Genomic DNA, 20,563 nt, shown 5'->3' with positions numbered 1-20,563 from the left:
GGAAGCGAAGATGAAATGCTGTATCTGCGGAAAAGAGATAGAGGGCTACGGGAACAACCCGATGCCCGTCGCCGGGACGGCCTGTTGCGACGAATGCAACAACAAGGTCATCGTTCCGCTCAGGGTGTTCCTAACGACGCTCAGGGCGCAAAACCTAGCAATCCTCATCACGGGAAGTGAAGTCCAGCTGGTCCAACCAAAAGGCAGATACTTCACCCTCAAGGAACTCCAAGGCCTAGTCGGTGGCTACATCGAACTGGCGCCTAGGGTATTCGACGACTACCTAACGGTGGTGGACGAGGAAGGCTTGCTTAAGAAAAAGCAGTTCAACAACCTATCGTTCAAACTATTCGAGACGGACCTAGTCGGGAACGTCCTGATAGTGCCGAAGAGGATATTCGAGAAACCGGAAGATTGAAACGGGGGCCTCACGGGGCTCCTTTCTCTTGGGATTGGCTAATTTACCAACCCGAGGAACTTAAAGCGACAGCGGGCCTCACAGGGGCCAAGCAAAGCCAACGTTTTATATAAGTCTTATAAATAAGTCTTATATAAACACCAAAAAGAGGTCCGAAAAGGGCCTTTTTCGTCTTTATAAGACTATACAAAGTATAGACTTATAACATTTTCGCTTATTTTAGGAGGGCAACCAATGTACGACATCAAGATAAAAGCAAACGCCAACGGGAGGCTTGAATACGAGGATCCGGTCGTCAGGCTCGGGACCGAAGATGAACTAAGCAGGGCGAGACTGGTATTCTCGGTCGACGATTCGATCGAGGGAGCGATACGCTACGTCAAGTTCAAGCACGCCAAGGCCACGTACCTTTACAGGGTGACGAACGACGCCTTGGTGGTTCCTACCACGGTCACGAAGCTCTCAGGCAGATGGTTCATATCCTTCATCTCCTCGAACAACGTCGTCACCAACAACGTGCCTACCGGAAGCTATGCCTTTATCAGCGAGCCCGTCGAGGCGGTGGTGGCAGATGGCATACTCTCCGCCAACACGCAGTCAGAGGAAGCACAGCTTCTCTGCGGTATCATCGACGGAACGGCCGACAAAGTCGTCATCCCGACATCGGTAACAAGAATCAGGGAATACTGCCTTTCATACTACCAAGCATATGCAACCTTGGTCCTTCATCCTGACATTTCCTTCATCGGCTCACACGCCTTCGAAGGAGGGAAGTTCCAAAGGATCGAGTTCCAAGAAGGGATAGCAATAACCTCCATTCAGGAGTATTCGTTCCAAAAGATGGAAAACCTAGCGTCAACCTACGTATTAAAGGTTCCTAAAAGCGTGTCCTCATGGGGACGAAACGCCTTCGGCAGTTCCAACCTTTCCGCCATTTCCTTTGAAAGCGGATCGAAGCTGACGACCTTCGTTTCATACTCGATATTCAACATGACAGCGCTGAGGACACTTGAACTACCGGCTGGGTTCCTTGGATTCACCGGGAACGGCCAGACCATCAGCTCATGCCCGGTCTTGGCTAAGATCATACTTCCTAATTCGTTCACCTACTCGATAATCGCTGGCCACATAGTGGATAATCCGTCTTTGGCGGACATCGTCCTCGGATCCAACTGGAACTGCGTGGCCAACTTCTCGAAATGCACAAATCTCAGTGCCAATTCCATCAAAGCCATGTTCGCGTCTCTCAAAAACCTGACAGGCTCGTCCGCCAAGGCCCTCACCTTGGGTAGCGACAACCTAGCCAAGGTATCGACGACAGACATAGCGGTGGCGACGGCCAAGAACTGGACCGTCTCATAGGAGGAAACAACATGCCAAAGAAATACGAAGCGGAGGCCGGAAAGATCTTCAAATCGAAGATCGACGGGACCTATTTATCAAACGTCATCTACCTAGGGTGCGAAGACTCAATCGACAACTACGAGCAGGTCGACGCCTCAGAGGCGGAGGAACTCTATGAAGAAGAGGAATGATTGCGTCTATAGAGAGTATTTGAGGTTAAAGAAGCTGTTTGAAGGGAGCGACGAGGCCAAGAAAAGCCTAGTCGACGAGCTCCTGAAGAAGGCTTCTTTTCTTAAGGTGGAACTCGACAGCCTCGAGGATGACATAGGCAAAAGCTATGTCGTCGAGACGTCGAACAAGGGAAACCAAAGGGTGAACCTCAAGTACAAGACCTATCTCCAAAGCGTGATCGCTTATCAATCCATCATCAAAACCCTGAACACGATCCTCGGCAAAGAGGTCGACGAGGGCGAGGACGAATTCGACAAGTTCATCGAAGAAGCCGGGAAATGAACTACCTCATCGAATACCGCAACGCGGTCTACAAAGGAGACGTGGTGATCGGCCATGAGCTTGAGCAGGTACTCGATTCGCTCATCAGCGACTTGAAGAACCCTAGGTTCGTCTTTGACGAAAAGCCAGGACAGCTGAGGATCGACTTCATCGAGCGCTTCTGCAAGCACACAAAGTCCCCGTTCAACGGGATGCCGTTCATCCTCGAGCTCTGGGAAAAGGCGCTCCTTCAGGTAGCCTATGGCTTCAAGTACAAGGAAACCGGACTCAGAAGGTTCAACGAGGTGGTGCTCCTTGTCGCCAGAAAGAACGGCAAGACCACCTACATCGCCGGCATCGACTTGGCGGAGTTCTTCCTCTCAAGCGGTGGCGTCGACATCATCTGCGCCAGTAACACCAACGATCAGGCCTCGATCCTTTTCGAGGAGATCAACAACATGCGAGAGCACAGTAAGGCTTTATCGAAGGATAAAAGAAGCAGGAAAAACATCTTCTACATCTATTCGCCGAAGAACAAGAACAAGATCAAGAAGCTCTCCGCCCAATCGAGGAACCTAGACGGCTTCAACATCGAGGTGGGGTGCATCGATGAGGTCCATCAGATGACCGACTCGAAGGTCTACGACGCGATCAAGCAAAGCCAATCGACCAAAAGGGAACCGTTGATCTTCATCATCACGACCGAAGGGAACGTGGTGGGAGGGTTCCTAGACAAGAAGCTCGAATACTGCAGGAAGATGATCAAGGGTGAGATCACCGACGAAAGGGTGCTACCTTGGCTCTACACGCAGGACTCGATTGACGAGATCTACAGTGACAAGAAGTCGTGGCAGAAATCCAACCCATCGCTAGGGAAGATCAAGACCATGACCTACCTCGAGGACATCATGAACAAGTCCAAGAATGATCTCTCGACGAGGCTCACGATGCTCTGCAAGGATTTTAACGTCAAACAGCTCGAATCCGGTTCTTGGATGAGCTTCGACGAGCTGAACAACGAAGAGGCATACGACATGGAAAGCCTGCGCAATAGCTATGCTATCGGAGGCGTGGACCTTTCCTCGACGACGGATTTGACCGCCTCGATACTCCTCATCGTCAAAGACAAGAAGAAGTACGTCATCCCGCATTTCTTCATGCCGAGCAACGTGCTCCAAAAGAGGATGGAGGAAGACTCCGTCCCTTACGACATCTGGGTTAAGAAAGGCTACCTGACCTTATCCGACGGTAGCCAGAACGACTTTTCAAAGGTCACCGAGTGGTTCCTCGACATGGTCAGGACCTACGACATCAGGCCTCTTTGGATCGGTTACGATCCCTGGAACTCCCGCTACTGGGTGGACGAGATGGACGAAGCCGGCTTCACGATGGAGAAGGTGAGGCAGGGGCCTTTCACTCTGTCCGAGCCGATGAAACAGCTCGAGGCCGACCTTAAGAACCATGTGGTTATCTATGATAACAACCCGATGCTGAAGTGGTGCCTAAGCAACACCCAGGCCAAGGTCGACATCAACGGGAACATCCAGCCATCGAAGCTGAACAGCAAATTCAAAAGGATAGACGGGGCGGTCGCTTTGATCATCGCCTACTCCGTCTTGAACCTATACAAAAAAGACTACGAAACCATGAATAGTTAGGAGGTAGCAAATGGGATTTAAAGATATTTTCAAAAGAAAGAAGAAAGTCGGGAGCGTCGATAGCTACAAAGTCGTGAACGACCTGAAGCTACCGTTCGTCCCATTCGGCGACAACATCTCCAACTCCGATGTGGTCCGAATATGCGTCGACAGGATTGCCTCGCAATGCGCGAAGCTAAAAGGAAGGTACCTAAAAGTGGGAGACGACGGGGTCCAGACCGAAAAGTCAGGGCCGGTCGCCTTTTTACTTAAGTACAAGCCAAATACCCTCATGACGCCATACCAATTCCTCTACAAAAGCGTGTCACTATTGATGCTCAACGACAACGCGTTCATCTACCCGATGTACGACAGGTCCACCTACAAGCTGATTGGGCTGTACCCGCTCAACCCCATAACGGTGGAGCCGATAGAAGACAGCCTCGGCGACTATTACCTTAAGTTCTACTTCGGCGACGGCACGAGCTACATCCTCCCTTACGAGAACGTCATCCACCTAAGAAGGTTCTACACGAACAACAGCTTCTTCGGCGGTGACTCATCGACGGGAAGCCACGAAGCATTGCTAAAAACGCTCAAGATCAACGACTCGCTCCTGCAAGGGGTGGAGGCCGGAATGATGTCGAGCTTCCAGATTAAGGGCCTGCTCAAAATCAACGGCATGCTGAAGGAAAGCGACAAGCAGAAGCAAATCGACGAATTCAACAGGGCGCTATCGAAGGCCAACGAAACCGAATCGGCGATCGTCCCGGTCGACTCAAAAGCGGACTACACGCCGTTAAGCGTCGATCCGAAGCTCGTGGACGACAAGACGCTCGACTTCCTGCAAAGCAAGATACTCGATTACTTCGGAGTGTCGAAGGCGATATTCGCCAACTCATACAACGAGACCGAATTCAACGCTTTCTATGAATCGACCATCGAACCGATAGCGATACAGCTAAGCGAGGCTTTCTCAAACGGATTATTGACGCAGAATGAGCTCGAAAGAGGGGAGGAAATCCTCTTCTTCAGCGAGCGTCTGCAATACGCCTCCTGGACCACCAAGGTCGGCGCCATCGAGAAACTCATGGGACTCGGGATCATGTCTTTGAACGAATCCAGGGCCTTATTGGGACTCGAGCCGATCGAAAACGGGAACAAGAGACTCCAATCACTAAATTACGTAGATGCCGACAAGGCAAACCAATACCAAGTAGGAGGTAACAACAATGACGAAGACAACAAATAAAGAGGTCAGATTGGCCGAACTAAGGACCGAAGCGGTCGACGGCAAGATGACCTTGGAAGGCTACGCTATCGTATTCGAGAGCGAAACCATGATCGGGGACGAGGAACACGGCTTCAAGGAAGTCATCGATAAGGACTCCCTCTCCGAAACTCTAATGAAGGACGTGCCCATGAAGTACAACCACATGGACAACTTCCTCATCATCGCGAGAACCAAAAACGGCTCTCTTTCCTTATCGGTCGACGAAAAAGGTCTCAAGGTCCACGCCGAGCTTCTTGACACGGAATCCAACAAGGATATCTACAAGATGGTCACGGCCGGGCTTTTGGATAAGATGAGCTTCGCTTTCACGGTCAACAAGCAGAGCTGGGACAGAAGCGGTGCGGTACCGGTCCGTAGGATCCTCGGGATAGAGAGACTCTACGACGTATCCATCGTCGACACCCCGGCCTACGACTCGACCAGCATCTACGCTCGTTCTTTAGAAGCCATGGATTTGGAACTAAAGGCTATGGATTTAGCTGAGCAGAAGAAGCAAGCCGAAATCATCAAAAAACGAATTCACATCAAATCAAAAATCTAGGAGGATTTAAAAATGAATTTAATCAAAAGAAAGGCAGAGATCGAAGCCCGCTTGGCCGAAATCAGAACTGCCAGCGACACCGAAAACGATGTCGAGAAGCTCTCAGCGTTAGAAACTGAAGCCACAACCTTACAGGAAGAAAGAGGAATGATCGAAAAGAAAATGAAGATCGCCTCCCAAACCGAAGTCAAGGTCGTCAATATCGAAACCAAATCCGAGACCGCCGAAGCCTTAGAGCAACGCGGTAAGGACCTCAGGGAAGCAAGAACCATCAAGGTCGATTCCAGCAACATCTTGCTACCCAGCTACACCGACGACAAAATCGCCGAGTACCCATTCCGCGAAGTATCGACAATCGTTGACAAAGTCAACGTCGTCAACCTCAACGGTGGCGAAACCTACAAAAAGTCCTACGTTAAAGGTCACGGCGACGCTGGCTTGACCGCCGAAGGTGCCGACTATACCGAAACCGAGCCAACCTTTGATTACGTTACCGTCACCAAGGTCAAAGTAACCGCCTATACCGAAATCACCGAGGAATTAGAGAAGCTTCCAAACCTTCCTTACCAAGCAGAGGTCTTGAAGAACATCGAAGTCTCCCTCAAAAAGAAGATCGCCTCTCAGATCCTTCTCGGCGCAGGAACCTCAAACACCTTCACTGGTATCTTCTCTGACAAAGCCAGCGCCATCGAAGCCTCAAAGGACATCGACATCGCCAAGATCACCGATACCACATTGGATGAGATCGTGTTCGCCTATGGCGGAGACGAGGAAGTGGAAGGCGACGCCGTCCTCATCCTCAACAAAAACGACCTCCGCGCATTCGCAACATTACGAACAGCCGAAGGAAGAAAGGTCCACGCCGTCGACTACAAGGCGCAGACCATCGATGGTATCCCATATATCATCTCCTCTCACTGCAAGGCCTTAAGCGACACCGCGACCGCCGAAGGAGACTACTGCATCGCCTATGGTTCCTTAAAGAACTACGAGGTCCCAGTCTTCTCACCTGTCGAGATCGCCAAGTCAACCGACTACAAGTTCAAGGATGGAATCATCTGCTACAAAGCAAGTGTCTTCACCGGTGGAAACGTCGTCGGATTCAACGGCTTCTTGAGAGTCAAAAAAGGCGCTACAACCTCCGCCAAGGAATAGTAGGCCTTAACCAACGCTTATCTAGGGCTGGGGCGACTCAGCCCTTTATAAGGGCTACGCATGGAATAGCAGTGCGAGTGGCGACGTGGAAGTAACAAGTAAAAAGGCACAATGAAAAGAAAAGAGTAAAAGTAAAAAAGTACAATGAACGGAAAAAAGTAAAAGTAAAAGTAAAAAGGTACAACGAAAGCGAACCAAGTGTGGTTATCCCGCAAGGGCTCTGGCGTGACGATGCTAAGTGAGTAGAAAGGAACAATGAAATGAAATGAAATGAGTACAAGTAAAAAGGAATAATGAAATGAAATGAGTATGAGTAAAACGGAACAATGAACGGTAGGTAAACAACAGCTGTAATGAAAGGAGTGTTCAGGTATGAGTCACGATATCACCAATATCAAAAATAAGGTCAAGAAGTCCCTTATGATCCCCCTCGAGGAGACGTATGCGGACGATGAGCTAGCGCTTCACATCAACGCTTGCTTCAGTCTGATTCGCTCAGCTGGGGTGAAGGATGATGTCGCTTATAGCGAAAACGGCCTAGCCGAGGCTTTGGTATTAATTTACTGCAAGACCTTCTATGGCTTTAAAAATGACGGAAGCGTGAAGGAACTGCCTTCAAGTTTCGACTTCTTGCTCAGGCAATTGGTCCTGACATCAGAGGCGTAGACCCCCATGTTTCCAAACTCACCGAACTCCCGCCTCGCACTGCTATGCGTGGCCTCATCCCTAGACAACATAGGGAACAAAACAAACGTCGTCAAATCCAAGAAAGAAGTGATCGGCTCCTTCAGGAGCGTCACCAAACTCGAGTACAACACAAACGTCTCGCTCGGGCTCAAGATAGACCTCAAGGTGGTCATCCAGTCGATCCTCTACGACGAGTCGAAGTTCGTCCAGATCAAGGACGAGCTCTACAAAGTAGAGAGGACCTACATCGACGGCCAGTTTATCGAGCTCTATCTATCCAAATCGGACATCGAGGTCACGCCATGAGCGAGTCTCTCGATTCCTTTTCTTTGAAACTCAGCGAGATCATCGAAACCTACAGCGACGATGTGAAGGCCGACGTCGAGAAGAAGCTGGACGAAACGGCCAGCGAAGTGCTCAACTACATCAAGGAAAACTGCCCGAGAACCGGTTATGGAAATAACCATCTCGCGGATTCCTTTATCCTCACGACCGTCGGTAGTGGGGCTAACAAGACAATATTCATATCCTCAGGCACGAAGGGGAGGCTCGTCCATCTGGTCGAGTTCGGCTTCAAGCACAAGAGCGGTAAGTTCGTCATGGCGCGTCCATTCATGCGCCCGGCCTACGAGACGTTCACCCCGGAAATGCTGGAGGGGATAAAGCAGATAATCAGGAACGGAGGCAATTAAATGAAACTTGAGGATCTCTATTCCGTATTGAAGGAGGTCCTTCCAAACAAGGCGTTCTACGGAACCAACGCTTACGATTCAACAGATAACGCGTCGATGCCGTTTATAGTCTATCAGGAAGTGACCAAAAGGCCCTCGCTATATAGTGACAACAAGCCCGACATCTACAAGTCGTCGGTGCAGATAACGCTAGTCACTAAAGCGAAGGACGTCAAACTAGAAAAGATACTAGAACAGAAACTGCTGGGCAAAGGCCTGGCATTTTCTTTACTCAGCGAGTCGCACAACGCCGACAAATCGCTCAACAGAACATATGAAATTTACATGGAGGAAATATTAAATGCCAAATAACAAAGTTACGTATGGACTAAAAAACGTCTATTACTCAAAAGCCACCGAAGCTACGGACGGGAAGTGGACATTCACAACCCCAGTAAGCCTTCCGGGCGCTCAGGAGTTCACCAACGACATCGTTGGCGGATCCACCAATGTCAACGCGGATGACCAGATCATCCTCTCGCTCAGCCAATTGGCCGGGCGAACCTTGACCTTAAAACTCACCGAACTCACCGACGAATTCAAAGTCGACATCCTCGGATACAAGAAGTTAACCAATGGGAACATCGTGGAAATCACGAACGCCCAACCGGTCACTTTCGCCTTGGGATTTGAGATCCAAGGGGACCTCAAAGCCCGTCGCATCTGGTTCTATCTCTGCTCGGTCACCCCGATCAACGAATCCAGCAAGACCAAGGCAGATTCCATCGAGGTCAACGCGATCACTCTCAACATCACTTCGAGACCTATTGCTATCAATAGCAAATACTCGACTACCCACGTCACCTCATGCCTTGGCGACGCCAACTACGAGACTTTCCTAACCGTGGCTCCAGTCGTTCCTACCATTGAGGAATAAGAGACATGGAAAAGACAATCAAATTAGCGGGACGCGACTACAAGCTAAAGGCGTCGCTTGGAACCATCATCAAATACCGCGAGGTGTTCGGCAGTGAGCTCTTCGGCGACGTCAAGCTCCTTGACGGACTAAAGGACAAAAGCGAGGAAGAGGTATCGAAAATCATCGACGTCATCTTCAGGATCACCTATATCCTTCACAGGCCATACACGAGCAAATCCTACGACGAATTCTTGGACGAATTCGACTTCTCTATCATCAGCGACGTCGATTCGCTCCAACTCTTAGCCAAGACGATCGGCGAGCTTCTAACCCCTTATAAGGAGGGGAGCAAAAGTCCGTCCAATCCCTAGCGACGGGCCAGTTGATAGCCACAGCCCCACGGCGAACATAATATTCAATCTGGCTCAACTCGGCATTCCCTTACGTGATGCCGAGCTTTTCGACATCGGAACCTACCTAGAAATAGTGGATATCCAGTCGAAGATGCTCAAAGGGAGTGCGGGTGAAACAACACGAAAGGCAACACAAAAGGACATCGATAACTTTTTACTTTAGGAGGAGGTGGTTAACGTGGCGGAAACAGTAAAGGGCCTGAACATCAAATTAGGCCTAGATACGTCGGAACTCGATACGAAGCTGACTGAGCTTAAGGGAAACCTCAAAGAGCAGAACGCCGAGTTAAAGGCCATCAACAACGGCCTCAAATACGATTCAACCAACATCGACCTCTGGAAGCAGAAGCAAACCACGCTGAACGCCACCCTTGAGGCGACCAAAGCGAAGCTCGATGCCCAGAACCAAAGGCTGGAAGAGGCGAAGAAGGCAGTATCCATCGGCGCGATGAGCGAAGAGGAATTCAGCAAGATGAAGCGCGGTGTCACGTACACCGAGGCCGAAGTCGCCAAGCTGAACAACGAGCTCGCCGGAACCGCGAAGAAGATAGACGCCCTCGGCAACGCCAAGTGGGACAAACTGGCCAAAGTCGGAACCAATCTAACGAAATACGTGACCGCTCCTATCGCTGGGGCGGTCACTGCTTTGACTGCCCTTACGGTCAAATCAATGAATACAGCTGACGAAATAGCCGACAACGCCTCGAATGTCTACCTTTCCGCCGAGGCTTATCAGGAGTGGGCTCATGCCTGCTCGATACTCGCCGTCGACACCAACTCGATGCAAAAGGCCTTCGTCAAGGTCAACTCGATGCTGGGCGACATCGCCTCCGGAAACACGACTGCTTTGGCAGAGAAGCTGAAGCTCGTTGGCCTCACGGTTGAGGATTTGGCCGGTTTGAACACCGACCAAGCCTTCTCTAAGCTGAGGGATGCGTTGGCCGGGATAGGCGACGAAGCCACGAGAACGGCGGTGGCAAACGAGATATTCGGCGACAAACTAGGTGGCCAACTCACTCAAGTTCTAACAGCCACATCCGACGAGATTTCAAACCTCAGGGACGAAGCAAAGGAACTAGGAATAGTCACGGACGAGCAAGCCGATATCGCTGGTGCTTTTACTGATCAAATTGCGAATCTTAAGCAATCCTTATCGAGCCTCGGCTATGCCGTGGCGGTTGAGGTCGTGCCGGTCATTAGCTCGATCGCTAAAGTGATCCAAGAGAAGATCGTGCCGACCGTCAAGAAATGGATAGAGGCATGGCACAACCTGTCGTCTGCCACTAAGGTTTTCATCGGCGTCTTGGTGGGGGTTCTCGCCTCCATTGGCCCGATTCTTACTATAGTCGGGAAGATAGTGCCGATGATAAAAAGCGCGGTGGCCACGGTCAAAGCGCTCAACATAGTCAGCCAAGTGGCAGGGAAATGGTGGCTGGCGCTCATAGCGATTTTAGCCGTCCTGCTTCTTAAAAACGACAAGTTCAAAGAACTCCTATCGACCATCATGGACGTCTTGGGAGGACTCATCGACAAAGTCATGGAGCTCGTCTCGGCCGTCGTCAGCGCCTTGATGCCTGTCATTAGCGCGGTGGTGGATGTCCTGGAGACCGTCATTGATTTGGTGGTGGGCCTCGTCATGGAGACGCTCGATCCGGTCATTGACCTCATCAACGTGATAATCGGGATAATCGACGATCTGATTCCGATCATCAAAGAGATCTGCAATGAGCTCACAAACGTTCTGGTCCCAATTATAGGAATCATCAAGCAACTGCTCGGCCCAATCAGCAAAATCATCAAGATAATCATCGGTCTGGTCGTTCAGATAATCGAGGTCGTTACGACGTTAATCGACTCCATTCTGTCAGTCGTCATCGACATTATTTCCGTTATTGGAGACATATTGGGAGTGATCATCGAGCTAATCGTTCAGGTGACCGACATCGTCGGGGAGATATTGACCCCGATTTTGCAAATCATCATGGCCGTTCTTGAGCCGATCTTGGAGATCATCGTAATGATCATCGACGTAATTTCGATAGTGATGGAGCTTCTTTCGCCTCTTATCAACGTGCTTTTACAGCCATTGCTCATATTGCTTCAGGGGGTATTTGCCATAATCGACGCCATTTCGCCGGTCCTCATGGTGATCGCCAACATAATCCAGGCGGTTATCGTCCCGGTATTGAACGTCTTATTCCAGATCCTTGAGCCGATCCTGACGATCCTTAACAAGATCATCGAGGCCATCAAATGGCTACTTGACAAAGTCAACTCAGCCTTTGGCTGGCTTGGCGACCTGTTCGGCAACATTGGCAGTTGGTTCTCTGACACGTTCAACCTCGGCGGTGGCTCATCAAGCTCGAGCAACACGACGAACAACCAGACGACCAACAACATAACCGTCAACACGACATCCTCGGAGGTCGACGTCGACGCGCTTAACAGGCAGTTAGGAGATGACTATTTATGAGACAACTATATTTAGTCGACGAAATAGGCGCCACCTTCACCTTCGGCAAATCGACCAACACCTATCTGGTGGACGTCGAGGGGCTGGGGGTGGAGAGGGACAACACCTATCTCAATTTCGACGGAACCTACAAACTCGCGAAAAGGGACAATCCCAAGACCGAGATCAGTGGGACCATCGTCTTCCTAGACGCCTATGAGGGATACACAAGTTTCCTCAATTACCTAAGGAAGGCGCAGGGATCCTTCAGGCTTTTCTACAAGGCCGACACTTTGAAGTACATCTACGTCGAGCTCGTCTCCCTTTCGAAGAGCGACATTGCCTATGGCGTGCTTCAGTCCTCGGTCAAATTCGACAAGCTATCAATGTGGCTCTCGAAGGTCACAAGCACCATAAATGTGAACGAAAGCTCCGCGAATAAGGTATTCCCGTTCAAATACCCATTCGTTTACTCGACCTCCTACAATGGCGAGATAACCGTCACCAACAATGGCAGTTACAAAGCGCCTGTGAGGGTTGAGATACAAGGGAAAACGTCCAATCCGGCGATCGAAATCATCAAAAACGACACGGTCATCTCGAAGATGAAGATGATGGTCTCGACCTCAAACGCCAACGACGTCATCGTCGTGAACGCTGAGGTGGTGGACCAAGAGATGAGTAAGACTGTCAACGGGGTGACCACCAACATCTACCAAGATCAGGATTTCACCTGCGACAACTTCCTCTTCCTCGATCCGGGGACCTTCAAAGTCCGCTTCGATCCGGGAGTGAGTGAGAAGACCACATGCAAATTCCAGTTCTTGGAAATGTACGAGGGCAACTGATATGGAGCTATTGTTTTTGGATTTTAAGACTTTGTCTTACAAGGACAACGCCATAGTGGGAGAGGACTTCGAGATCGTCCTGGATTCCGTGGTCTACCAGAAGTCCAAGTTCACGGTCAACAAGGTGGGGATAAACGCCGAGATCGGTGACATCGTCATTCTTAGGGGCGTCTCGTTTTCTTTCATTGGAATCCTAGATACCATGACCGTAGAGAAGGACATCAAGACTGAAGTGGAGGTCAACGACTTTGGATCGCTTTTCGACTTAGATGTTTTGGTCTCCTCATATAGCGGTAACCTCTGCACGTTCTTGTCGAACCTTATAAAGGCGACATATAAGAACAATTCCGACAGCAAGCAGAATCTCTCGTATTTATCGGTTTATGTATATGCCTCGATAACCGGGAGCCTGACCTACGACGGAAGCGAACTGGCCAATCTTTCCGACTTGTCGGAAACGTTAGCAAAAAGTTACGGAATTAGATACACGTATTCGCTCGTCTATTCCGGAGGGAAGATAACCGGCATCGACGTCAACATCGGCGCGGTTACAAAAGGGCTTGTCATCAAACACAACCTTCCAGTCATCACAGACCTCAAAATTGCCGATTCAAAGAAGCAGATCACGAACAAGATCGTCTTCTATCCAAAAGACGACAACACCTCGTATAAAAGCGCGGTTTCCTATTTCCTGCTGACTGATGGAACACTCACGACCAACTCATACAGCGACAAGCGCTATCCATATGTGAAGCTTGTGAGCGAGTTCTACAGCGACAGCGACTATTCGACGCTTCTCACAAAGGCACAGAGCGAACTTCTAAAAAGCAACCTCGAGCATTCGATAGAGTTCGATCTGTCAGTTGACAACGATATAATCGTTCCTTTTCAAAACTTCAATCTCGGCGACTTCGTTGAGTTCGTGGGCGAAAGCAAAACCTACGAGACCATGGTCACCCAGCTATCTTTCAAAAATGGCTTTTATTCCTGCTCCGTCGTCCTTGGCGAGTACAGGGTGAAGCTCACCGACAAAATAAAACTACTTCAAAGGAGATAAAACCATGGGGTTAATTAAAATTACATTCGACGGCTCAAGCGTCTCGGCTGAACAAGACGCCTCCCTGAACCATCACATCGTTGGCCTGATTCCTGCGGGAGTCATCAAGGGGCTCGGTGGTCAGTGCTCGGCAAGCGTCTCGAACAACTACATAACGTTCCAAAGCGGATACGTCCAGATCTACGGGCGCAGGATGTTCATTGAGGCCGGGAGCCAAGTCTACGTCGCTCTCGATTCATCGATGTATGGCGCAATCGTCATCACGGTCACACTCTCAAACAACACGGCGGTGCTAGGGAAAATTGAATCATCGTCGCCGATCACCCTGACTCAGAACGACCTATTGAATGGCGGTAACGTCTATCAGTTTGCTTTATGCAAGTACACCAAGACGACATCCTCCATCACGTTGGATTCCAGCTATTCGCCGAATCTCATCGTTCCTTCCAATCAGCTGGCCAATCAGGCGATAGCCAGCTTCCAGACCAAGGCGGAGGAGATGTATGGATATTCGAGTGTTCCGACCTACAACATCACGGCCAGCGGGAAATACCGCTACGTGACCTGCAACAAAAACTACGTCAAATACTGTCTAATCGGAATAAAATTCCTCGATTCAGTCTGCTATATTCCGGGGATGGGCTTACTCCAAGGCTCGTCTTTCTCGGCCACTTATTCGATTTTGAACACCAACTACAACTTATTCGCCGAATGGCTTAGCGACGGAAGACTATGTCTTACGTTGGCGGATTCCAGCCACAAGGTCTATTTCATCTATCTTTTCAATCATGGAGGGACAAAATCATGAACTTCTTAAACCATAAGATCCTCGTCAAATACAGAGCCGGATCCGACGCCTTTGGCCTAGCCAAGGACGGAAGCGACCACGATCATGTCATGATTCTCGATGATTATCACGGACCGACCTGCGTCCACGACGAGGAAGAGGACTATTTCATCTATGGGTTGGAGGATTACAAGAAGCGTCTGGGGTTCGGAGACGAACTTCCGGATTACTTCGTTATCTACAACATCGACACGTTCCATGCCCTAGACAATATCGAGGTCATCGATCCTGATTTCGAGGAGGAGTTTAAAAAACTGGTCCAGATAGACTGGCCGACCCATCTTAAGGATTACCTCAGGAAATGCGTTGACTATTTCTCTCGTTACATCGAATTCAAGGCGGTGAACAAGAACCTCTATCATCTCTATCAGATAAAAGGATATCTGGATAACTATGTTAAGACCGGAACGTTTGGTGGAACCCTCAGTAAAAAGACGCTCGATAAGATAAGCGCCTACAGGTCCGATTACAAAATCCTAGACGAAAGCTCGCTATCCGAGTTCCAGACAATCATCGACTCATTCAACGAATACATCGAAGGAGGTGGCAAAACATGAGCTCAATAGAAATCGTGTTGACCATCATATCGGTGGCCGGGACCTTGTCGTCCATTATGTTCGCCTACCTCGCCTTCAAGCGTGGTAACAAGACCGAGAACAAGGCCGAAGGGAAGAATGAGGGAGTCCTCATATCCGACATCGGCTATATCAAATCCTCGATTGACCGAATTGAAAAGTCGATCGATAAACTTCAGGAGGAAAACTCCACACTGAAGGAAAGAATCGTCAAGGTCGAGAGCGAACTCGACAACCATGTCAGAAACAAAGCAATTCACACAGGAGGAATCAAAAAATGAACGACATCTTAATTAACATCATATCAGTGGTGGTGACCGCAGTGGTCCTACCTCTTATTTCTATCGCGGGCGCGCAATTGATAAAACTCATCAACAAGAAGATCAGCGACAAGCAATCGGCCAAGTTTCTAGAGGACGCAACGAATATCGTCACAAGCGCGGTACGTTGCGTTTTTCAAACCTACGTCGACTCATTGAAGAAGAGCGGAACGTTCGACGTCACAGCCCAAGCCACGGCCCTTACAAAGGCCAAGGACCTAGCCTTGAAAGAGTTGTCCGATGATGTAAAAACCTATATCACGACTAATTTCGGCGACTTGGAATCATGGCTAACCACTCAAATTGAAGCGACCATCAGCCTCTTAAAGACAAAATAATACTTCAAATCATCTTATCTCACGACAGTAGCCACCTCAAAAAACGCGACTTTGAAAATCGTCAGCGAAAAACCTACGTCTCGTTGAGCGCCTTTTAGCGCTTTTCGTACAAAAAATGGTATTTTCACTGTTTAACTTAATTACTTTTTTCTTGGCGTTGGTATTTCTTCTGTTTAATAAACACATTTTCAAGAGTCAAAGACGATATTTGCCATATCGTCTTTTTTTATTGCTAGCGGCTGGTTGTATTTGTCTAGGCGCGTTTTTATATACGCAAGCTAAAGTCCGCTTCTCTACACTTAATGAAATCATTTGGCTTTTTTGATTATGTTGTCAATCAAAAGCGGCAATTAAATTGGTTCTAGATGAACAGACGATAGATGCAATATCGTAGTATCATATAAAGATGTCGGTGCTAATGCTGACAGTGTTAATATTGAAAAATATAACGGGGCTTAAATGAACAAAGAAGTAACAAATACATCATTGGAGGCGGATATAAATGGAAAACAAAGTTAAAAATGCCGAACGATTTAGAGGATTTGCCGACATTTATGATAGTGCGCGACCGGCGGTTCCCTATTATCCCATCGAAAAAATTCTTTCCTATTTAAAGAAGAGACCGACGTGCGTGGTTGATATCGGTTGCGGAACCGGTCTTTCCACGGTTGTTTGGAAAGATAGCGCGGATTTTGTCATCGGAATAGAACCGAGCCTGGATATGATAAGCGTCGCCAGAAAAAAGCCGTTAGCTAATGTTAAGTTTATTCAGGCTTTCTCTGATCAGACGACGCTTGAAAGCAATATGGCGGATGTCGTTATCTGTTCGCAGTCTTTTCATTGGATGGAACCCGATGCCACTTTAAAGGAAATAAATAGAATATTAAAAAACGGCGGTATTTTCGCCACCATAGATTATGATTGGCCGCCGGTCTCTGATTGGGAAGCGGAGAAGGCCTACAAGGATTTAATCAACAAGGAACGATTGATTGAGAACAGTATTGAAGGCATAAGGAACACTTTCTTTCGATATGACAAAACCAAGCATCTGGAAAATATTGAAAGAAGCGGCTATTTTCGATATTCACGGGAAATTCTTTTTTCAAATAAAGAAAAATGCGATGCTCGCCGCTTTATGAATTTAATGCTTAGCCATGGCGGCCTTCAGACAATTTTGAGGAAAAGCCCCAATCTTATTGAAGAAGATTTAAAAAAATTCGAAAAAACAATTAAGAGAATTTTTGCTGGTAAGGAATTCGAAATTGACTTTTGTTACCGCATGCGCATCGGAATCAAGTGATAACTATCATGTTTAATTGACGACTAAAAATTCGGTATTTTTATATCTATGATCTTCAATCGTCGATGGATGACACTTTTTTTCCTAGTCAAATATTATAAAAATGCAATTTTACTTGGAAAATTGCGAAAAAAAATAAATACGATGTTTTGAAATATTACTTGTTGGATTATAATTAAATTTGCTAAGGACAATGCTGTCCAAGTGAAAAATAACCAAAGAGAGGTGATATTAATGCAGATTAGCGAAACCGCTTCTTTGACTAATTATCTTTTACCCGTTTATCAAAGAAAGGTTAATCATCCGGCAATCATTATTCTCCCGGGCGGTGCTTATACCTTTATTTCGCAGCGCGAAAGTTATCCCGTGGCGGTAGCCTTTAACGCCATAGGAATGCAAGCGTTTGTTTTGGACTACACAACTTGGGAAAAGAATCATCAATTCACTTTTCAAATGCTCGTTAATGAAGTTAAAAAAACCATTGATTATATTGTTGATAATGCTGAGGTTTTGCGGGTTGATCCCGAGCAGATTTATATTATTGGCTTCTCCGCCGGTGCGCATTTAGCGGCGATTTCCGGATCGCTATTTTATCGGTATATCAAGCGGGTGATTTTAGCCTATCCGGCGCTTACGAGCAAGTATTTGCCGGAGGATGACAATGTTTTTTACTCTAAGTTATCAGTCGAAGATAAGACAAGCATTTTTAACATACTGGGCGTTGATGCCTCCGATTATATTTCCAAGAATACTCCGCCGACTTTCATCTGGTCTACCTACGAGGATCAAATTGTCGATGTTCAGGGAATATTGGATTACATTCGGCGTCTAAACCATACAAAGATTGCCTGTGAGTTTCACCTTTTCGAAAAAGGTCAACATGGTCTTAGTTTAGCCAATGAATCGACGGCGATGGGAAAAGACGATATTGATGACCATGTGGCCAAATGGTTTTTTCTCTTGAAGGAATGGCTTAAAAACTAGCTATTTTAATCTATATTGATTGCTTTTCGTTTAATTTTGCGCTATATTTTAAGACGCATGGGGATTCTTCCTCATTAATACTCTTCCAAAGAGTGGGTCGATTGCCCACTCTTTATATTTAAAAGGAGAAATTATGTCTTTAATTGAGGAAAAATTAAGCCCAATTATCAGCGACTTTCTAAAAGAAAACCATTTTGATCTGTATGAACTTTCCTTTATTTCCAAGGGGAAAGATTCACGGCTTTCGGTGGTGGTTGACCGAAAAAAAGTTCCGATTGATCTTGAAGAAATAGTGAATTTGTCCGAGCGTCTGGCCGTGCTTCTTGACGAGCATGATGTCATCGACACAAGTTACACGCTTGATGTATCGAGCGCCGGCGCTGAAAAACGCATTAATATTGAAGAGTTGGATGAATATCAAGGCGAATATGTCAATTTGCATCTTTCCAACCCATTTGAGGGGGAGAATTATGTTCAGGGAACCATTCTTCATATTGATAAAGAATTCGTAGAGATTGAAGATTTTGTTAAAACCCGGAAGCGGACCCGGAAAATTGTTCGCAAGAATATCGACAAAGCCAATTTGGCCATAAAGTTTTAAAGGAAAAAGGTATGAAAAACAAATTTGTCCAATCAATTGAAGCGGTTGCCGCTTCCTCAAATCTTGATATTGATCAAGTGGCCCTTGCATTAAAAGAGGCTGTCTCCAAAGCTTTTATAAAATTTCTCGACGGGGGCGATGATGCCCTAATTCGCGTTGATATTGATTTAAAAGCAGGAGAAATCGGTCTTTTTCAGCAAAAAAAAGTGGTTGAGGATGTTCAGGATGACTTTCTGGAAATTAGCCTAGCCGACGCGCAAAAAATCAATCCCAATTTTAAGGTGGATGATATTTATGAAACATCTTATTCAATTGACGATTTTAATAAAGGCGCAGTCAAAACAATGGCCAACGTTTTTAAACAAAAATTATCCGATTTACAAAAAGCCGCCCTTTACGAGCAATATAAAGATAAGATTGGCGAGATGATTACCGGAATCGTTGAATCGACCGATGATCATGGCACAACTTTAAAAGTTGGGGCCAGCTCCTACCTTTTCTTAAATAGCAAAAGCGCGATTGGCGATGAGACCTTTGAAGTGGGAAAGCCGCTTAAAGTTTATGTGGTCAGTGTCGAAAGCACCACAAAGGGTGCCCAAATTAGTATTTCTCGTTCACATGAAGGCTTCTTACGCCGCCTGATGGAAGAGGAAATTCATGAGATATATGATGGAACAGTCATCATTAAAGCCATTGCTCGGGAAGCGGGAGAGCGGTCTAAAGTGGCGGTCATTTCCCTCGATCCCAATGTCGATCCGACCGGGGCTTGTATCGGGCCTAACGGTTCCCGTATTCAAAAGGTCGTTGCCCAACTGGGGAATGGTTCTCAAACAGAAAAAATCGACATTATCGGCTATAACGAAAACCCGGGTCTTTTCATTATTGAAGCCTTACGGCCGGCTCAGGTTATCGGGGTGGCGATGGATGAGGCGGAACATAAAGCAACTGCCGTTGTCAACAATGGTGGCCTTTCGGTCGCTATTGGCAAAAAGGGGGTCAATGTTCGTTTGGCGGTAAAACTTACCAACTGGCACATTGATATTAAAGAGATGGATGAGGCGCTTAAATTGGGGCTTAAGATTCAAACTGCCGAAGAATTGAGTGCCATCCAAAAAGAAAAAGAACGGGTTAAAGCCCAGGAAGAATACTTAGCTTCTATTGAACCGACGATCAAAGATGAGATACCGAGTGATTTCGTCGCGCCAACGACGGAGGAACTGCCAGTCGATGAAGTGGTTGATGAAGCGCTGACGGAAGCGGAGCAGATAGAGGAGACCGCGCAAGAAGTTGCGGCTAGCCCCGTTGTTGAAAGCGGCGAAATTCCGGTTGCCGTTGAACCGGAGGTGGCAGTGGCTGGTGTAGTCAGTGAACCCAACGTTCATGTTAAGACCACCAAAACTCTCGATGAACTCGAAGCTGAACTTGAGAATGAAAAACAAAGAGGCAAACAGAGTTTCAATCGGAAGAAATATCGGAAACCGGACTTAAAAACGGATGAGAAGTCGGATTCTCCCCTTCCGCAAACAGCGGCGGCCCCGAGAATGGACATTTATACGGATGAAGAATTGGCGCAACTTGAAGCTGAAGAAAATAAAGATGATAACAACAGCGATTATGATGATTACGACGATCTATATGATGAGGAGTTAGTCGATAAGTACGTCAAGTAG

Annotated in this window: 25 protein-coding genes; all 25 read left to right on the top strand. The window is 47.6% G+C overall.

Annotated elements, in window-relative coordinates; translation table 11 throughout:
• The first annotated feature begins 10 nt into the window (after window positions 1-10).
• The 25 genes from PKC96_06250 to nusA all read left to right on the top strand — a co-directional run bounded on the left by PKC96_06250 (window position 11) and on the right by nusA (window position 20,563).
• Window positions 11-418 carry a DUF3846 domain-containing protein gene (locus tag PKC96_06250; protein HMM00916.1) on the top strand — a complete coding sequence of 136 codons (408 nt, stop codon included), beginning with the start codon at window positions 11-13 and terminating at the stop codon, window positions 416-418.
• 234 nt (window positions 419-652) lie between these two features.
• Entirely contained in the window at window positions 653-1,780 is a 1,128-nt protein-coding gene (locus PKC96_06245; GenBank protein HMM00915.1) for a leucine-rich repeat protein, read from the top strand.
• A gap of 11 nt (window positions 1,781-1,791) precedes the next feature.
• Window positions 1,792-1,953, top strand: coding sequence for a hypothetical protein (locus PKC96_06240; GenBank protein ID HMM00914.1), 162 nt, complete (start codon window positions 1,792-1,794; stop codon window positions 1,951-1,953).
• A complete protein-coding gene (locus PKC96_06235; protein HMM00913.1) occupies window positions 1,937-2,275 on the top strand; it encodes a hypothetical protein in 339 nt (112 codons plus the stop codon). The genes PKC96_06240 and PKC96_06235 overlap by 17 nt, the downstream gene beginning before the upstream one ends.
• Window positions 2,272-3,912 carry a terminase large subunit gene (locus PKC96_06230; GenBank protein HMM00912.1) on the top strand — a complete coding sequence of 547 codons (1,641 nt, stop codon included), beginning with the start codon at window positions 2,272-2,274 and terminating at the stop codon, window positions 3,910-3,912. Before PKC96_06235 ends, PKC96_06230 begins: the two co-directional genes overlap by 4 nt.
• 10 nt (window positions 3,913-3,922) lie before the next feature.
• Window positions 3,923-5,143 carry a phage portal protein gene (locus tag PKC96_06225; GenBank protein ID HMM00911.1) on the top strand — a complete coding sequence of 407 codons (1,221 nt, stop codon included), beginning with the start codon at window positions 3,923-3,925 and terminating at the stop codon, window positions 5,141-5,143.
• Window positions 5,124-5,726 (top strand): HK97 family phage prohead protease, encoded by a 603-nt coding sequence (locus PKC96_06220; GenBank protein HMM00910.1) that lies wholly within the window; start codon window positions 5,124-5,126, stop codon window positions 5,724-5,726. The genes PKC96_06225 and PKC96_06220 overlap by 20 nt, the downstream gene beginning before the upstream one ends.
• A gap of 12 nt (window positions 5,727-5,738) precedes the next feature.
• Window positions 5,739-6,881: a phage major capsid protein gene (locus PKC96_06215; protein ID HMM00909.1), complete on the top strand. Its 1,143-nt coding sequence runs from the start codon at window positions 5,739-5,741 to the stop codon at window positions 6,879-6,881.
• Between the two features lie 372 nt (window positions 6,882-7,253).
• Window positions 7,254-7,547: a hypothetical protein gene (locus PKC96_06210; GenBank protein HMM00908.1), complete on the top strand. Its 294-nt coding sequence runs from the start codon at window positions 7,254-7,256 to the stop codon at window positions 7,545-7,547.
• 6 nt (window positions 7,548-7,553) lie between these two features.
• Window positions 7,554-7,874, top strand: coding sequence for a hypothetical protein (locus PKC96_06205; protein ID HMM00907.1), 321 nt, complete (start codon window positions 7,554-7,556; stop codon window positions 7,872-7,874).
• Window positions 7,871-8,260, top strand: coding sequence for an HK97 gp10 family phage protein (locus tag PKC96_06200; protein ID HMM00906.1), 390 nt, complete (start codon window positions 7,871-7,873; stop codon window positions 8,258-8,260). Before PKC96_06205 ends, PKC96_06200 begins: the two co-directional genes overlap by 4 nt.
• A complete protein-coding gene (locus PKC96_06195; protein HMM00905.1) occupies window positions 8,261-8,611 on the top strand; it encodes a hypothetical protein in 351 nt (116 codons plus the stop codon).
• A complete protein-coding gene (locus tag PKC96_06190; protein ID HMM00904.1) occupies window positions 8,601-9,176 on the top strand; it encodes a phage tail protein in 576 nt (191 codons plus the stop codon). The genes PKC96_06195 and PKC96_06190 overlap by 11 nt, the downstream gene beginning before the upstream one ends.
• Before the next feature lie 5 nt (window positions 9,177-9,181).
• A complete protein-coding gene (locus PKC96_06185; protein HMM00903.1) occupies window positions 9,182-9,529 on the top strand; it encodes a hypothetical protein in 348 nt (115 codons plus the stop codon).
• Window positions 9,530-9,749: 220 nt separating this feature from the next.
• On the top strand, window positions 9,750-12,044 hold the full coding sequence (locus PKC96_06180) for a hypothetical protein (GenBank protein ID HMM00902.1): 2,295 nt from the start codon (window positions 9,750-9,752) through the stop codon (window positions 12,042-12,044).
• The gene (locus PKC96_06175) at window positions 12,041-12,871 is read left to right on the top strand and encodes a phage tail family protein (protein HMM00901.1); all 831 of its coding nucleotides are present in this window, start codon (window positions 12,041-12,043) and stop codon (window positions 12,869-12,871) included. The genes PKC96_06180 and PKC96_06175 overlap by 4 nt, the downstream gene beginning before the upstream one ends.
• A gap of 1 nt (window position 12,872) precedes the next feature.
• Entirely contained in the window at window positions 12,873-13,928 is a 1,056-nt protein-coding gene (locus PKC96_06170) for a hypothetical protein (protein ID HMM00900.1), read from the top strand.
• A gap of 193 nt (window positions 13,929-14,121) precedes the next feature.
• A complete protein-coding gene (locus PKC96_06165) occupies window positions 14,122-14,736 on the top strand; it encodes a hypothetical protein (GenBank protein HMM00899.1) in 615 nt (204 codons plus the stop codon).
• Window positions 14,733-15,332 carry a hypothetical protein gene (locus PKC96_06160; GenBank protein ID HMM00898.1) on the top strand — a complete coding sequence of 200 codons (600 nt, stop codon included), beginning with the start codon at window positions 14,733-14,735 and terminating at the stop codon, window positions 15,330-15,332. The genes PKC96_06165 and PKC96_06160 overlap by 4 nt, the downstream gene beginning before the upstream one ends.
• Entirely contained in the window at window positions 15,329-15,631 is a 303-nt protein-coding gene (locus tag PKC96_06155) for a hypothetical protein (GenBank protein HMM00897.1), read from the top strand. The genes PKC96_06160 and PKC96_06155 overlap by 4 nt, the downstream gene beginning before the upstream one ends.
• Window positions 15,628-16,008: a hypothetical protein gene (locus PKC96_06150; protein ID HMM00896.1), complete on the top strand. Its 381-nt coding sequence runs from the start codon at window positions 15,628-15,630 to the stop codon at window positions 16,006-16,008. The genes PKC96_06155 and PKC96_06150 overlap by 4 nt, the downstream gene beginning before the upstream one ends.
• Window positions 16,009-16,510: 502 nt before the next feature.
• Window positions 16,511-17,308, top strand: coding sequence for a class I SAM-dependent methyltransferase (locus PKC96_06145; GenBank protein HMM00895.1), 798 nt, complete (start codon window positions 16,511-16,513; stop codon window positions 17,306-17,308).
• Window positions 17,309-17,542: 234 nt separating this feature from the next.
• A complete protein-coding gene (locus tag PKC96_06140) occupies window positions 17,543-18,292 on the top strand; it encodes an alpha/beta hydrolase (protein ID HMM00894.1) in 750 nt (249 codons plus the stop codon).
• Window positions 18,293-18,425: 133 nt separating this feature from the next.
• Complete coding sequence (locus PKC96_06135) at window positions 18,426-18,893, top strand: ribosome maturation factor RimP (GenBank protein HMM00893.1); 468 nt, start codon at window positions 18,426-18,428, stop codon at window positions 18,891-18,893.
• 11 nt (window positions 18,894-18,904) lie between these two features.
• On the top strand, window positions 18,905-20,563 hold the full coding sequence (nusA, locus tag PKC96_06130) for a transcription termination factor NusA (GenBank protein HMM00892.1): 1,659 nt from the start codon (window positions 18,905-18,907) through the stop codon (window positions 20,561-20,563).

It is taken from the genome of Bacilli bacterium, from assembly GCA_035326105.1.
Taxonomy (GTDB): domain Bacteria; phylum Bacillota_I; class Bacilli_A; order RFN20; family CAG-826; genus UBA7706.
Note: the sequence above shows the minus strand (reverse complement) of the source record. Positions and strands in the feature narration are given on the sequence as shown.

Bases quoted from the DNA above. Each gene is read 5' to 3' on its own strand.
- PKC96_06165 (HMM00899.1), top strand. From the start codon at position 14,122: ATGTTCATTGAGGCCGGGAGCCAAGTCTACGTCGCTCTCGATTCATCG.
- PKC96_06205 (HMM00907.1), top strand. From the start codon at position 7,554: ATGTTTCCAAACTCACCGAACTCCCGCCTCGCACTGCTATGCGTGGCC.
- PKC96_06250 (HMM00916.1), top strand. From the start codon at position 11: ATGAAATGCTGTATCTGCGGAAAAGAGATAGAGGGCTACGGGAACAAC.
- PKC96_06170 (HMM00900.1), top strand. From the start codon at position 12,873: ATGGAGCTATTGTTTTTGGATTTTAAGACTTTGTCTTACAAGGACAAC.
- PKC96_06210 (HMM00908.1), top strand. From the start codon at position 7,254: ATGAGTCACGATATCACCAATATCAAAAATAAGGTCAAGAAGTCCCTT.
- PKC96_06240 (HMM00914.1), top strand. From the start codon at position 1,792: ATGCCAAAGAAATACGAAGCGGAGGCCGGAAAGATCTTCAAATCGAAG.
- PKC96_06150 (HMM00896.1), top strand. From the start codon at position 15,628: ATGAACGACATCTTAATTAACATCATATCAGTGGTGGTGACCGCAGTG.
- PKC96_06195 (HMM00905.1), top strand. From the start codon at position 8,261: ATGAAACTTGAGGATCTCTATTCCGTATTGAAGGAGGTCCTTCCAAAC.
- PKC96_06140 (HMM00894.1), top strand. From the start codon at position 17,543: ATGCAGATTAGCGAAACCGCTTCTTTGACTAATTATCTTTTACCCGTT.
- PKC96_06155 (HMM00897.1), top strand. From the start codon at position 15,329: ATGAGCTCAATAGAAATCGTGTTGACCATCATATCGGTGGCCGGGACC.
- PKC96_06215 (HMM00909.1), top strand. From the start codon at position 5,739: ATGAATTTAATCAAAAGAAAGGCAGAGATCGAAGCCCGCTTGGCCGAA.
- PKC96_06145 (HMM00895.1), top strand. From the start codon at position 16,511: ATGGAAAACAAAGTTAAAAATGCCGAACGATTTAGAGGATTTGCCGAC.
- PKC96_06245 (HMM00915.1), top strand. From the start codon at position 653: ATGTACGACATCAAGATAAAAGCAAACGCCAACGGGAGGCTTGAATAC.
- PKC96_06230 (HMM00912.1), top strand. From the start codon at position 2,272: ATGAACTACCTCATCGAATACCGCAACGCGGTCTACAAAGGAGACGTG.
- PKC96_06220 (HMM00910.1), top strand. From the start codon at position 5,124: ATGACGAAGACAACAAATAAAGAGGTCAGATTGGCCGAACTAAGGACC.
- PKC96_06175 (HMM00901.1), top strand. From the start codon at position 12,041: ATGAGACAACTATATTTAGTCGACGAAATAGGCGCCACCTTCACCTTC.
- PKC96_06225 (HMM00911.1), top strand. From the start codon at position 3,923: ATGGGATTTAAAGATATTTTCAAAAGAAAGAAGAAAGTCGGGAGCGTC.
- PKC96_06190 (HMM00904.1), top strand. From the start codon at position 8,601: ATGCCAAATAACAAAGTTACGTATGGACTAAAAAACGTCTATTACTCA.
- PKC96_06135 (HMM00893.1), top strand. From the start codon at position 18,426: ATGTCTTTAATTGAGGAAAAATTAAGCCCAATTATCAGCGACTTTCTA.
- PKC96_06200 (HMM00906.1), top strand. From the start codon at position 7,871: ATGAGCGAGTCTCTCGATTCCTTTTCTTTGAAACTCAGCGAGATCATC.
- nusA (HMM00892.1), top strand. From the start codon at position 18,905: ATGAAAAACAAATTTGTCCAATCAATTGAAGCGGTTGCCGCTTCCTCA.
- PKC96_06235 (HMM00913.1), top strand. From the start codon at position 1,937: ATGAAGAAGAGGAATGATTGCGTCTATAGAGAGTATTTGAGGTTAAAG.
- PKC96_06185 (HMM00903.1), top strand. From the start codon at position 9,182: ATGGAAAAGACAATCAAATTAGCGGGACGCGACTACAAGCTAAAGGCG.
- PKC96_06160 (HMM00898.1), top strand. From the start codon at position 14,733: ATGAACTTCTTAAACCATAAGATCCTCGTCAAATACAGAGCCGGATCC.